Raw genomic sequence first — 12,857 nt, 5'->3', positions numbered from 1 at the left:
ACGGAGGCACGTTGGCCGCGTGACAGTGAGCTATGCTGGAGATTGGGGTGACGAGGCTGATCAAGCCTTCCAACAGTACCAGCCTGATCAATTACAGCGAGAGCTACCGGTCCGGAGATCGCATCAGCCCCTCTCTGCATATGCACGCGGCCGCCTGAATTGCCGATTTCGCTCAGCTGCTGCTGAATGGCGACGGCTTGCGGCGCATTCAGGGCCCTCTGCGTCTGCGCTGACCACAACAGCGCTGGTGAATGTTCATTGTTGGGACGACTCACTCGGGTGGCAGGTGGTTGCATGGTCAAGCTCATCCGGCGAAGGGCGGATCTGCTGTTGGCTGGCAGCCAAGACTGGGGGCGGCGGCCCGAACTCCGGCGTCCCAGAGCTTGCGAAATCCTCCGACACGCTTCTGTTGAGGTCATCCCGTCCATCGGGCATCCCTGGGTTGCTGAAAAAAGACGAGGCGGCTTGATGATCCTGCCCTCGCTGAAGCACCTCGCGAAACCCCCTGTTCCAGTCGCAGAAGCTCCTCTGGATTGGTTGGCGGCTCGTCAGCTCGACCATCGAACAGCGGCCGGAGCGCCTCGGACACGTGCTGCTCAAGTTGCCGGGCTTGGCCCGCTTGCCCCTCTTCCAAGCCGGCGTCCTGCACCTGCCACAAAGCTGCTACACGGGATGGATTTTCTCGCGGGGTCCACACAGCCTCACATCAAACTGTATCGTCAAAGTCCTGCGCCAATTCACACAGCGGGTCATCGAGTTGAGATTCGGCGGAGAGCGCCTCCTCTGCTCCCGTCAAGGGCGCCGGCTCCGGGAGGGCGCCTGTCTGGCGTTCAAAGATGCGTTTCAGAATGCGATCCGAGAAATAACGCACCTTCCTCAATTTTAATGGTGGCAGACCTTTGATGAGAACAATCTCGTAGTCGTCATCGAGCAGCCGAACCTGTTCGGGACGCAATAGCGGTGCACCTTGATGTGAATTCTGAATGGTCCAGTCGAACGTTCGCGCCTGGCTGTGGGAAATCGATTTGGCTTCAAACGTGTATTCACCGATGGCCTTGGAAATGTAGTTCGGAGTCTCGTCATCAGCCGTGGCCATGAACACTTGCAGTCCGGTATTGCTGAGAAAATTCTGCTTGCCAGCCTCTCCATAAGCCCCCGTCAGTGCCGAAAGGCTTTGGATGATGAGCATGAAACGCCCCTTGTAGCCCGCGATAGTCGTGATTGCGGTCTCGATCGCCTCCAGCTTACCCAGGTGCTTGAACTCATCGAGCAGGAAGAGAACCTCGTGCTTTTCATCCCGGCCGGCCAGCGACCGCTGCAGAATTGAAACGATTTGCTGAAAAAACAAGCGTATCAAAGGCGCGATCACCTCAAGGTCGTTCGGACCAACGCAAAGATAGATGCACGTTCTGCGACGGCGAAGATCATAGACCGAAAAGTCCGAGCGACTTGTGGCCGCCTTTACAGCGGGATCCGCCCACAGGTTGAGCCCGCCATCGCCGAGCACGGAAGTGTAGGAGGTTAGGATTTTCGTATCGTTCCCCGCCATGTCGTCGAAGATGCGTTGTGCCTCTTTGTTCTGAGTCTCCATGGCGAGTCGCGCGAAGAGCTTAAACTTCTCCCCCGGCTGGGCGAAGAGGTCATAGACGGCGCCGATTGTTGGCGTGCCCCGCTCGATGCAGGCAAGGATTCCCGCGACAAAGATATCTCGCGCGCCGCTGACGAAACCTTCCGCGCCCTCCCCCTTGGCCGTAATCAGGTTTGCCGCCAAGCGGCGGGCTTCGGTGAATTGCTGCTGTGGAGGCAGCGCTATAAGATCCAACAGCGGATTGTAGCAGTTTGTGCGCCGCTCCGAATCCAGCGGCGCGAATTTAAACACGTCGTCACCTGCGGCTTTGCGCGCCCTCGAGGTGAGCTCAAAGAGCTCCCCCTTGACGTCCAGAGCTATCACCGAGCCTTTGAATGTAAGTAGCGTTGGAATGACTATGCCGACGCCCTTGCCAGCGCGGGTCGGTGCAACGATGAGGCTGTGAGGCTGCTCGCCATTGGTCAGGAAGTAGCCAGGCCAGAAAGGGCCACTTGTCTTCCCAAACACCGGCCCTGTCACGCCACGGTATCGTCGCAGATATCCCGTGCGTCGCATTTCATCCACTCGAGCCCAACGAGCCGTCCCGTGGTGTTCGAGCTTGCGGCGCAATACGATCTGCTGAATCAGCAAGACGACCGCGGACGTCGAGAGCACGATAGCCGCGCCCCGATAGAAAACGGGGGTTGCGAAACCCAAATAGAAGGGCGTTTCAAACCAAAAGGCACGGACATCAAACGCCATCAGAGCCTCGCCGCTGCCGCCGTGGCGGAAGGTTGCGTAAAGACTTGCCGCACAGAAGCCCACGGCGAGTGAGCACGCGATGCTAATGGCTATGTTGGGGGGCGTCGTTTTTGTTGAAAGCATTGTTCCATTGCCGGATTAGCCGTAGCTAATGCTGCGCGTGCTTCAGAGACCGAACCGGCGTCGCGCGATGTCGCCGCTCGACAGATCGATGCCGCAGTGGGTGGTGCGATGCTTGCAGCGCATCACCCGGCAGACGTGGTTTTTGAAAGTTACACTAAGCAGGTACGTCAACGGCCAGCGAATTGGAAACGGCAAGGCCGTAGACGGAATTCGGGAGAGAAAGCGTCACTGTACCATGGCCGAGACATCAACGGCCGGAGCGATCTCTGCTTCTGGTGGCCTCCATTAGGTCCTCTCGGGCGTGATTGTAGGCTTGGCTTATGGACCGCCCGACTTGAGCACCCCGCTGCAGCTGTTCATAGGAGGTTTGCGGGCCTACTGTATCACGGACTGCAGCCTCAATACCTGCTATGTGGCCGTCCAGATTCGCACTCCGTTCCTCTGCTGCATGCTGCGGCGGCGGCATGTGCGGCAAGATGTCTTGCATGCCGGGAAAAACTGAGTGAGCTTGGGCCTGTTGATTTGCGTCGAACTGGTGATACATGTTGAGAATAGCATTGGATGCCATGTTTCTGACATTGCCATCCGGATCAGAAGAAGCCAATCCAATGGCCTGATCAAGAATGCGAGATTTGTTTTCCTCAGTAAACTTACTGAAGTGTGGCGCAACGTAATAAGTTCCGAGAGCTTGCGACGGCGGATCCATGTTGCCAATGCGATTAACAATAGCATCTTGCAGCCCTGGCGTTAGGTAATTGCCTAGATTACTGGCCGCTCCGACTTTCTGCAATGCTATGTCATCCGTGCTGTACCCCAATTCGGCTGTTAATGTCGCGGCCAGATTGATGGCTGATCGTCCAAGCCGATTGGTCCGCCTTTCAAATCTCGCGAGGTCAGTTTCTGGCCCGGGTTGAGTGCCCCGAACGGCTGTTCGCTCGTGCGTCCCGAGGCCTTTGAAGCCCCCAAGATTTCGCGCTGTATCGCGCGGGTTAGCGGTTACCAGCCGTTCTGCAACATCGCTCAATGGCCCCTCTGGAACGTCACGGAGGCTACTGCTCCCCACGCCTTGAGATGATCTTGCAGCTGCGCGTGCCCGTTTGTTATCGCGATCCATTGCTCGCCTCCAAAGTAGTTATTCTACCCAGAGGTTACCACCGAAGCTTGACCTGCTAAACCGATATGATGTTACAGTTGTAGTATGGCAAAGGGTTCCCAGCTCTGTGGGTCTGCCAAGTGCCCGTCCAAGCCGAAGAAAATACGATGAAGCTGGCATCAAATGCGATGTGAACTGCCCCGGGCTTTCCGGAGGCCGTTTCGTTTGAGTTACGCGGCTATGGCTGGTTCATCCAACATGGCGTAGTAGCGTTCCTCGGCTTCGGCCGGCGGGATGTTGCCGATGGGCTCCAGCAGCCGGCGATTGTTGAAGCAGTCGACCCATTCGAGCGTGGCGAACTCGACGGCCTCAAATGAGCGCCAGGGTCCGCGTCGATGGATCACCTCGGCCTTGTAAAGACCGTTGATCGTTTCGACGAGAGCATTATCGAAAGAGTCGCCGGCACTGCCCACCGAGGGTTCGACGCCGGCCTCCGCCAAGCGCTCGGTGTATCGAATGCTGACGTATTGGGCGGATTCAACCGGTCGTCGCGACACCAAGGGATTGGAGGTGGCAATGACGGTTCACCAACGCGCTTCGATCGGTGCACTCGAAAGAAGCTGGATTCGCCCGGGCGTCCGCCTGCCTGGCAGCGTGAGAATCGCTTCCGGTTCTGGCAAGCTATTGCCTTGGGACATTCGAGCGAGGAGGCCGCACTGGATGCCGGTACATCAACGCCTCTTGGTCCGCGCTGGTTTCGGAGTACAGGAGGGATGCCGCCAACGCATTTGGCGCCGTGGGCGAAGCCGCCTTCGGGGCGATATCTTTCTTTCGGGAGCGCGAGGATATTGCGCTTGAGCTTGCCAAGGGGATCGGCATCCGGGCCATTGCTCGTAAGCTAGGTCGGCCGCCGAGCACAATCTCGCGGGAGGTCAGGCGCAATGCCGCGACGCGTAGCGGCAATCTGGATTACCGGCCAGTGCCGCCCAATGGCACGCCGATCGTGAGTCCCGCCGGCCTCCTGGCAAGCTGGCGGTCAATCCGGCTCTGCGTGAATATGTTGAGGAGCGCTTGGCCGGCAAAGTCACCAACCCCAATGGCGCCTCATTCGAGGGCCCCAAGGTGGGTGTGGAAAAAACGACAGAGCCGGAGGTGGTCGGCAACCTGGAGCCCCGAGCAGATCGCTAAATCGGCTTCAGATCGATTACCCAGAGGATCAAACCATGCGGATCAGCCACGAGACGATCTATCAGTCCTTGTACATTCAAGGACGCGGAGCATTGCGCCGAGGACTGACCGCATGTCTGCGTTCAGGCCGAGCGTTGCGCGTACCGCCCGAACGCGCGTACCGCGCGAACGGGCCCGAGTTCGCAACAAGTCCTTCATTGGAGACGCCCTTATAATAAGCGACCGTCCGGCCGAAATTGCCGATCGGGCTGTCCCCGGACATTGGGAAGGCGACCTCATCCTTGGCCTCGGAAGCTAGGCGATCGGTACGCTCGTGGAACGAAGTTCACGCTTCACAATGCGTGCTTCACCTGCCGCGCATGCAATGGCTATCAGCAGAGCCTGCGCATCAAGAACGGTCCACCACTTGCCGGCCACGGCGTTGAAGCAGTCCGCAGAGCCATAGCCCGATCCATGGGCAAACTTCCCGAGCAACTGCGTCAGTCGCTGACTTGGGCCCATGGAGCGGAAATGGCGCAGCAGCCGACCTGCGCATCGACACCGGGCTCGAGATTTTCTTCTGCGATCCCCAAGCCCGTGGCAGCGAGACTCCAACGAAAACACCAACGGCTTGCTGAGACAGTACTTTCCAAAGGGCACGGATCTCAGTCGGCACACAGCCCGGGAACTGGACGCAGTCGCCCATGCTATCAACACAAGACCGCGCAAAACGCTCGGCTGGAAAACACCTGCCGAACTCCTCGACCAACTCCTTGGGGGACAGTATGATGCCGGTGTTGCGACGATCCGGTTGAATCCGCCTTGGCTGCCTCTATCGCTGTGATGGATGAGCCCGCCTACCCGCACGGGCCGCCGATCATCGAGAGCCTGTTCCAGGGCATCGAGAACGAAGGCTGCATGCGCCGTCCGGCTCACCCGCCAGCCGAAGATCCGACGGGCATAGGTGTCGATGACAAAGGCGACATAGACGAAGCCCGTCCAGGTCGCGACGCAGGTGAAGTCGGAGACCCGCAGCATGTTCGGCGCGGAGCAGTGGAACTGGTGGTTGACGTGGTCGAGAGGGCAAGGTGCGGCCTTGTCGCTCACCGTAGTGCGGATCGGCGGACGATGCCTTCGAGGCTCATGGCCTTCATCAAGCGGGCAACCGTGCAGCGGGCGACGTCGAAGCCCTCGCGACGCAACCGCCGCCAGACCTTGCGAACGCCGTAGACGCGGAAGTTCGCCTCAAACCGTCGGACCTCATGCTTCGAGGCTGTATCCCATCTTGCCCGAGCCGACAGCCGGCAGGGGTCGACGCGCTTGGCGACATGGTCGTGGTAGGTCGACGGGGCGATCGGCAGCACCTTGCAGATCGGCTCAACCCCATGCGCCTTGCGGTGATCGTCGATGAACGCGATCGTGGCCTGAACCGGCGGTCGAGCTTCGCCTGGGCAAAATACGCGGAAGCCCTGCTCTCGTTGGCCTGCGAAGCTCGCGGCTCTCGCGTTCCAGAGCCTTCAGTTTCGTCGCAGCATCCGTGGGAACTCCGGCGCGCACGCCGCCGTCACGCTCGGCTTTCTTGCAGCCGATCTTGGCGGCGATCGATGAAACCGCCGCCCAGCGCGACGTATGCTCGCGTTCGTGATCCAGAACCAGCCGCACCGCGGGGGGTCCGGACCTCGGGAGAGAACTTGTTGGTCGCCTTGCTTGTCATGGTTCCACCTTCTCAGGAGTTGGAGCCTCCGATCAACCCGGGGCGGAACACAACAAGGGGCACGGATCAATCTGGGCGGAAACCCTAGAGAATCAGCCCTCAGAGCCTTTGGTAATAACCGACCCCTCGCACCTGTTTGGGCTGGGTGTACAAGTCAGGTTTTCATCAGGTTGGACGAGTATGTCTGGCAGCCAGAGCGCGACCACTTCCGTGCCCGCCCGCTCGTCTGGCAGACACACAAAGGAGAAAGATATGCCGTCAGCTACAAGCAGCGCCATCGTTTCCTGCCGCAGATCATCGCCCATCCGGTCTGGCCCTCCTTCAGGTCCCCTTGAGCCTGTGTCTCGTCGAGGAAATGGCCCGGGAGCGGGATCGTGGTTTCGTATGAGACAATCCGCCGGTGCGGCAACAAATGCGGTCCGCATCCGGAGCCATTACGTCGCGGCACTTGATATTGCAGTGCAGCAAAGGTAGAGGGCCGCCCCTTATCGGAGTGTCGTCCATGGTCCTTACCAATACCGGTAGCGAGGCAGAACCCGTCGAACAGTCGAGCCATCCGGCAATCGAACAGCAAAGCCCCAAGGTGCTGATGCTAGGCGCGCTCGGCGTTGTCTATGGCGATATTGGCACCAGCCCGATCTACGCGTTCCGTGAGGCGCTGGTGGCGTCGTCGGGCGGCAATGTCGCCGAGCGCGGCGATATCCTCGGCGTGCTGTCGCTGATCATCTGGTCGCTGACTATCATCGTCACCATCAAGTACATCATGTTCGTGCTGCGCGCCGATAACGGCGGCGAGGGCGGCGTGCTGTCGCTGATGGCGCTAGCGCGCGGCAGTTTCCCCAAGCGGTCGGCGGTGATCCTGGGCATCGGCATCGTCGGCGCCTCGCTGTTTTTCGGCGACGCGGTCATCACGCCCGCGATTTCGGTGCTGTCGGCTGTCGAGGGTATGAACGTCGTCACGCCGACCTTCCAGCCCTATGTGGTGCCGCTGACACTGGTCATCCTGGCCATGGTGTTCGCGGTGCAGTGCTTTGGCACCGGCGGGGTGGGATTGGTGTTCGGCCCGGTGACCGCCGTATGGTTCCTGGCAATTGGCCTTTCCGGTCTCAACCACATCATCGCCGATCCAGAAATCCTGTGGGCGGTGAGCCCGCACTACATCGTCGCCTTCCTGATCCATTCGCCCGACGTCGCTTTCGTGACCATCGGCGCCATCTTCCTCGCCGTCACCGGCGCCGAAGCACTCTATGCCGATCTCGGCCATTTCGGATGCAGGCCCATCGTGGTCGCCTGGCTGTGGATCGTGTTTCCCTGCCTGCTGCTCAACTATGCTGGGCAGGGCGCTTTCGTGCTGGCGAAGAACGGTCACGTCGGCCACCCATTCTTCGAGATGAACGAAGGCTGGACGCTGATCCCGATGGTGGTGCTGGCAACCGCCGCGACGGTTATCGCCAGCCAGGCGGTGATCTCCGGCGCCTTCTCGCTGACCAGGCAGGCGGTGCAGCTCAATATGCTGCCGCGTCTCGAAATCCTGCACACCTCGGAACGGCAGTCGGGCCAGATCTACATGCCACGTGTCAATCTGTTGCTGGCGCTGGCGGTGATGCTGCTGGTGGTCGGTTTCGGCGAATCGAGCAAGCTGGCCTCGGCCTATGGCATCTCGGTGACCGGCAACATGCTGGTGACGACGGTGCTGCTGTTCGTCGTCATGACGCGCATTTGGAAATGGCGCCTGTGGGTGGCGGTGGCGATGACGGCGGTGTTCGCCTTCATCGACATCGGCTTCTTTGCCTCCAACATCGTGAAGGTGTTCGAGGGCGGCTGGGCGTCGCTTGCGGTGGCCTTCACCATCGTTCTGGCGATGTGGACCTGGGTGCGCGGCAGCCGCTATCTGTTCGACAAGACCCGGCGCAACGAAATCCCGCTCGATTTCCTCGCCGGCAATCTGCTGAAGAAGAAGCCGCAGCTGGTGTCCGGCACCGCCGTGTTCCTGACCAGCGATCCGCAAAGCGCGCCGACAGCGCTGATGCACAGCCTGAAGCACTACAAGGTGCTGCACGAGCAGAACGTCATTCTGTCGGTGGTCACCGCACCGCAGCCGCTGGTGCCCGACAGCGAACGGGTCAAGATGGAGACAGTCAACGAGTTGTTCATGCGGGTGACGCTGACCTTCGGCTATATGGAGCAGCCCAACATTCCGCGCGCGCTGGCGATCTGCCGCAAGCAGGGCTGGAAGTTCGACATCATGACGACGTCGTTCTTCCTGTCGCGGCGCTCGCTCAAGGCATCGCCCAATTCCGGCATGCCGGTGTGGCAGGACAAGCTGTTCATCGGGCTCGCCCGCTCGGCGGCCGATGCGACGGAGTATTTCCAGATCCCGACCGGACGTGTGGTCGAGATCGGCACGCAGGTGGCGATTTAGGGCATGCCGCGGTTGAGAAGAATCGGTGCTGTCACATTGAATGAGCGTTAAGGAAATTCAGGTAGCAGCGCGCCCGGCACTGTAAGTTTCAGCGGCTTGATGCAGCGATAGCTGGCCGGGACGGCTGTCACGCTGTGGCGACACACGCGATTTTGTTCAGATTTGCATGGGAGCGTTACGCAGGTCTCGATGTTGAGCCGATGACAGCGCATTGCAGGGAAAGTGAGCAGGTCGGCAATCGGATCATGGATGGAAACGAACCGCTGAAGCTGGCGTGCCGACTTGAAGCGTTTCATGATCCTTTGGCGTCGTCGGGTCGGCTGGTGCGAATTTTCCGCTCGATTATTCAGGCCTGTGTGCGACCGGTGTTCGACGCCGGGCATGAGGTCGCGCATGGCGGCATCATAGGATCGGAGCTTGTCGGTGATCATGATCCGTGGTGTCCGCCCTTGAGCTTTCAGCAACTTGCGCATCAGACGCTTTGCCGCCTTGGCATTTCGGCGGCTTTGTACCAGCACTTCGAGGACGAAGCCGTCCTGATCGACGGCACGCCAGAGCCACTGCTTCTTGCACTGATAGCCACGACACATTCGTCGAGATGCCATTTGTCGCCCAGGCAGCCGGCTGATATTGATCTCCTGGGCGAAATGCCGTCCGAATTTCTGCGCGCAGCTTCGAACGGTCTGATGCGTGACGATGATGCCGCGGGCCGCCAGCATGTCCTCAACCATGCGCAGGCTGAGCGGAAAGCGAAAGTAGAGCCATACCGCGTGCGCAATGATCTCGGGGGAAAGCGGTGGCGACCATAGAGCGGACCACGAGCAACTTCTGACATGGCCCAATGTAAGCACATCTTCATAAGCTGTCGGTTGACTTTACGGTGCCGCGCCAAGCGAGCAGCATCCGGCCGGCGGGGCCGACCCCGTCTCCCGGCCGTGAGCAGAACGGCATCACGCAGGGGCCGCTTCATCCTCGACGCGGCCAGCCTGCTTTGCCGTTACCGCCGCCGCCGAAAGCGCCAGGCGTTGCCGCCAGGCGCCGGTCCGCCGGCAGCGGTTCGTCTCCACCGATGATCCGATTGCCAACCAATTCCACTTTCCCCCATACCTGCGTAACGCCGCTATGCAAATCTGGACAAAATCGCGTATGTCGCCGCAGCATGACAGCCGTCCCGACCAGCTATCGCTGCATCAAGACGCTGATATCTTTACAGTGCCCGCACGCCTCTCGCGCGCCAACGGCCAGTCGGTGTCGCGAATTGAGGCGCGCTGAAGCCGTCCGGCTCAGCCGATCATGGCGCTTCGGTTGCCGGGTTCGAGGTCGTGGCCTCTGCCGCTGCGCGATTCTAGCAATTGCGCCTTGGAGAGCTCTGCTTCAGCCTCGGCGAGGCATGGCTCGGCTGCGGTTCTCTGCCGCAGAAGGTCCGATTGCGAATTCTTGACGTTGTCACGACGTAGGCGAGCGGCCTTGGCGAACGTCGGATAAGCGAAATGATTGACATCGGAGATGCCGCCCTTCGTTTCCTCGGCGTTTATCTGGAAGTCCAGTTCTCGCGCCATGCGTTCGAAATCGGCAATCATGATGTCTAGCTGGTGCAACTGTCGCCGCTTCTCATTCACCTGAAATTGCTTCAGTCGGACCAGATTACCTCGTGGCTTCATGACTCGGTACTCCGGTACCCATTTCGTCCAATCAAACCGCTCTCTCCCCTTGACGTTAGGCCTACAGCGACTCTCACGTTTTCTGCTGCGAGCGGAACCATATTTTCCAAAATCCTTGGCCGATGGCTATGAGTTCAATGCATCGACAAGCATGCGAGCGGGGGACTTAAGGGGCGGTAAAAAAAGGCGGAATAGGGCGATTTTCACAATGTCTGCATATGAACGCGTTGAGACCTGCGGCGGGCTTGACACACAAGCAATCGTCAAGATTTGCGACATGGACGCCGGGGGGCATGAATACGCCCGCCGTCAGCTACACGCCCCCCGATTTCCGCCGCCTATTATCGCCCACGCGCTCTGGCTTTATTTCCGGTTTCCGCTGAGCCTGCGCCTGGTTGAGGAAATGCTGCTGGAACGCGGCATCGTGGTTTCGTATGAGACAAGTCGCCGGTGGGGCATCTAAGTTCGGGCTGGACTGCGCTCGCTGCTTGCGCCGCAAGCCGCCGTGCCGGAATGATGTCTGGTACCTGAACGAAGTGGTCGTCACCATCGCCCGGCAAAAAGCTTTGGTTGTGGCGCGCCGTCGACCAGGATGGATATGTGCTGGACGAAATCGTGCAAAACCGCCGCAACACCAAGGCCGCCAAGCGCTTGCTGACGCGGCCGTTGAAGAAGCAGGGGCTCGCGCCGAAGCGCATGATCACCGACTAGCTGCGCTCGTATGGAGCGGCAAAGCGACAGGTGATGCCGGACGTCAAGCACCGGTCGCACAAGGGGTTGAACAACGGAGCGGAGAATTCCCATGTGCCGCCGCGAAAACGGGAGCGGATGATGCAGAGGTCCGATCGCCGGGAGGCCTGCAACGCTTCGTCTCGACCTTGTCAGCCCTCCGCAACCTCTTCGTCCCGCCCCAAACGTTCTGCTCTCGCCATACATGTTCATCGCCTCAGCGCGATGGCGCTGGTGATATCACGACGCGTTTGTACCGCTCGACCTACGCCACAGGTGCCGACGCTGTGACGAGCTTCGTCGGTCGCGTGTCGAGTGACGGCACCGGGGACAATTATCGTCGACCGCAGTCCATTGCCCAGACCAAGGCGCTTCTCGGCGTCGGCACGATGGCAAATCGCAGCGTCACGATCTCGGCCGCTGCCCCTTCTGGCGGCGTGGACGGTGATTTCTGGGTGCAGCCGTAATGGCCCTTTACGTCAAAGCCTCCGGGGTCTGGGGGGCGGCTAGCGCCGTATGGGTGAAAATCTCAAGCCTCTGGACCAAGGCTCGACAGGTCTATGTGCGCAGCTCGGGCGTCTGGGAGAAAATGTTCCCGATAGATCTGGTCTTCAATGGCACTCACGAAGACTCGACTGCCACGACCGTTTACACCCACACCAGAATTCCGCTTCTTGTCGCGCCACACGCTAATCGTCGTGTCATCGTGACAACTGACACCGAAAGTGCAGTGACCGTCAACAGTATGACGATTGCGGGTGTGGCTGCCACCCTTCTCGCTCAGGTGGAAAGCATCTTCAATTCTGGTGTGGTCTATCTGTCAGTGTGGTCGGCCCTCGTGCCAACCGGTACGACGGCAACGATCGTGACCACGTATAGTGAGAGCGTGTTCCGTGACTACATGTCGGTCGATACGACCACCAATTGGGATGGTGTGGTGGGCACTGTTGCCTCTGACAACAATTCAACGGGTGGCCTGACAACGACCGTCAGCATTGGTGCCCTGGGCGCAGCGATCGCAATTGCGGGCAACGCCACCAAAGGGGCATCGGCACTGCGACATGGACCGGGCTGACCCAACAGTTCTCAAACACACCAGTCACGAATAGAAACCACAGCGGAGCAATGGCAATAGCTACCGCCGCCCAAGCTGCCCTCACCGTAACCTGTGCCTACAGCACTACTCCAGCACTTGTCGCACTGCTGGTGGTTCCGCGGTGCGCAACTCCTGACTGGCGACGGCGTCGGCGACATGCCTTACGGACTCGTATTGCCAGAGCTTGTAATCGTCGACAAACCAGCCAAGTCGGCTCTCGATCGCCGTAGCAAGCTCGTTATAGTCGAGGCTGTCGAGGCCGAGATCCCGCATTCTGGTTGTCATCGACACCTCTACTTTTTCGGCAACTAGAGCGTTGAGGGTTTTGAGAACCAGTTGTTCAATTTCAAGTAATGTCATCACTAATACAGCCTTTTGCTTGCAGATTCAGGTAATGCAACCCTGATCGGGGCGCAACCCCCAAAACCAGGTGTGCCGTTGAAACATGTTCTTGTCATTGACGATGATGCCGCAATGCGGCGCCTCATCGCCGAGTATCTCACGATGCATGCCCTGAAGGTAA

General features: G+C 59.6%; 8 protein-coding genes, 6 pseudogenes and 1 other annotated feature. Of the genes and pseudogenes, 6 read left to right on the top strand and 8 right to left on the bottom strand.

The genetic code is table 11. The annotated features are described in order from the left end of the window. Positions 1 to 706: 706 nt before the first annotated feature. The 3 genes and pseudogenes from virD4 to NKJ18_RS32695 all read right to left on the bottom strand — a co-directional run. The gene (virD4, locus tag NKJ18_RS32705) at positions 707 to 2,452 is read right to left on the bottom strand and encodes a type IV secretion system ATPase VirD4 (protein ID WP_352761559.1); all 1,746 of its coding nucleotides are present in this window, start codon (positions 2,450 to 2,452) and stop codon (positions 707 to 709) included. Between the two features lie 247 nt (positions 2,453 to 2,699). Next, positions 2,700 to 3,242, bottom strand: a complete 543-nt coding sequence (locus NKJ18_RS32700; protein ID WP_245261469.1) for a hypothetical protein — start codon at positions 3,240 to 3,242, stop codon at positions 2,700 to 2,702. 533 nt (positions 3,243 to 3,775) lie between these two features. After that, a pseudogene (locus NKJ18_RS32695) lies at positions 3,776 to 4,078 on the bottom strand (integrase core domain-containing protein); the annotation flags it as partial. Positions 4,079 to 4,108: 30 nt separating this feature from the next. Between NKJ18_RS32695 and NKJ18_RS32690 the strand changes: the two are divergent. Next, a pseudogene (locus NKJ18_RS32690) lies at positions 4,109 to 5,556 on the top strand (IS30 family transposase). Here the strand turns inward: NKJ18_RS32690 and NKJ18_RS32685 are convergent. After that, positions 5,535 to 6,426: pseudogene (locus tag NKJ18_RS32685) on the bottom strand (IS3 family transposase); the annotation flags it as partial. The pseudogenes NKJ18_RS32690 and NKJ18_RS32685 sit on opposite strands and share 22 nt — an antisense overlap. Further along, positions 6,059 to 6,175 (bottom strand) — a sequence feature (AL1L pseudoknot). Its footprint overlaps the pseudogene before it by 117 nt. Positions 6,427 to 6,928: 502 nt before the next feature. On the opposite strand from NKJ18_RS32685, the gene NKJ18_RS32680 reads away from it, so the two are divergent. Further along, positions 6,929 to 8,848, top strand: coding sequence for a potassium transporter Kup (locus tag NKJ18_RS32680; RefSeq protein WP_352761557.1), 1,920 nt, complete (start codon positions 6,929 to 6,931; stop codon positions 8,846 to 8,848). Between the two features lie 47 nt (positions 8,849 to 8,895). Here NKJ18_RS32680 and NKJ18_RS32675 read toward each other — a convergent pair whose 3' ends face one another. The 3 genes and pseudogenes from NKJ18_RS32675 to NKJ18_RS32665 all read right to left on the bottom strand — a co-directional run bounded on the left by NKJ18_RS32675 (position 8,896) and on the right by NKJ18_RS32665 (position 10,509). Beyond that, positions 8,896 to 9,579: an IS6 family transposase gene (locus tag NKJ18_RS32675; RefSeq protein ID WP_352546293.1), complete on the bottom strand. Its 684-nt coding sequence runs from the start codon at positions 9,577 to 9,579 to the stop codon at positions 8,896 to 8,898. Positions 9,580 to 9,733: 154 nt separating this feature from the next. Beyond that, positions 9,734 to 9,897 (bottom strand): annotated as a pseudogene (locus NKJ18_RS32670) (DUF1403 family protein); the annotation flags it as partial. Positions 9,898 to 10,131: 234 nt separating this feature from the next. Continuing rightward, a complete protein-coding gene (locus NKJ18_RS32665; protein WP_023693588.1) occupies positions 10,132 to 10,509 on the bottom strand; it encodes a hypothetical protein in 378 nt (125 codons plus the stop codon). A gap of 293 nt (positions 10,510 to 10,802) precedes the next feature. Between NKJ18_RS32665 and NKJ18_RS32660 the strand changes: the two are divergent. The 3 genes and pseudogenes from NKJ18_RS32660 (at position 10,803) to NKJ18_RS32650 (ending at position 12,313) form a co-directional block, all read left to right on the top strand. Continuing rightward, a pseudogene (locus tag NKJ18_RS32660) lies at positions 10,803 to 11,529 on the top strand (IS6 family transposase). Further along, on the top strand, positions 11,526 to 11,705 hold the full coding sequence (locus NKJ18_RS32655; RefSeq protein WP_031194388.1) for a hypothetical protein: 180 nt from the start codon (positions 11,526 to 11,528) through the stop codon (positions 11,703 to 11,705). Before NKJ18_RS32660 ends, NKJ18_RS32655 begins: the two are co-directional and overlap by 4 nt. After that, a complete protein-coding gene (locus NKJ18_RS32650) occupies positions 11,705 to 12,313 on the top strand; it encodes a hypothetical protein (RefSeq protein WP_352761554.1) in 609 nt (202 codons plus the stop codon). The genes NKJ18_RS32655 and NKJ18_RS32650 overlap by 1 nt, the downstream gene beginning before the upstream one ends. A gap of 105 nt (positions 12,314 to 12,418) precedes the next feature. Here NKJ18_RS32650 and NKJ18_RS32645 read toward each other — a convergent pair whose 3' ends face one another. Beyond that, complete coding sequence (locus NKJ18_RS32645; RefSeq protein WP_023679571.1) at positions 12,419 to 12,694, bottom strand: acyl carrier protein; 276 nt, start codon at positions 12,692 to 12,694, stop codon at positions 12,419 to 12,421. A 78-nt stretch (positions 12,695 to 12,772) separates the two neighbouring features. Here NKJ18_RS32645 and NKJ18_RS32640 point away from each other — a divergent pair. Then, positions 12,773 to 12,857, top strand: a pseudogene (locus NKJ18_RS32640) (DNA-binding response regulator); the annotation flags it as partial.

It is taken from the genome of Mesorhizobium sp. M0217, assembly GCF_040321955.1.
Lineage (GTDB): Bacteria > Pseudomonadota > Alphaproteobacteria > Rhizobiales > Rhizobiaceae > Mesorhizobium.
The sequence above is the reverse complement of the archived record's forward strand: the minus strand, read 5'-3'. Positions and strand labels throughout refer to the sequence as shown.

Bases quoted from the DNA above. Each gene is read 5' to 3' on its own strand.
- virD4 (WP_352761559.1), bottom strand. From the start codon at position 2,452: ATGCTTTCAACAAAAACGACGCCCCCCAACATAGCCATTAGCATCGCG.
- NKJ18_RS32680 (WP_352761557.1), top strand. From the start codon at position 6,929: ATGGTCCTTACCAATACCGGTAGCGAGGCAGAACCCGTCGAACAGTCG.
- NKJ18_RS32675 (WP_352546293.1), bottom strand. From the start codon at position 9,579: ATGGTTGAGGACATGCTGGCGGCCCGCGGCATCATCGTCACGCATCAG.
- NKJ18_RS32665 (WP_023693588.1), bottom strand. From the start codon at position 10,509: ATGAAGCCACGAGGTAATCTGGTCCGACTGAAGCAATTTCAGGTGAAT.
- NKJ18_RS32650 (WP_352761554.1), top strand. From the start codon at position 11,705: ATGGCCCTTTACGTCAAAGCCTCCGGGGTCTGGGGGGCGGCTAGCGCC.
- NKJ18_RS32645 (WP_023679571.1), bottom strand. From the start codon at position 12,694: ATGACATTACTTGAAATTGAACAACTGGTTCTCAAAACCCTCAACGCT.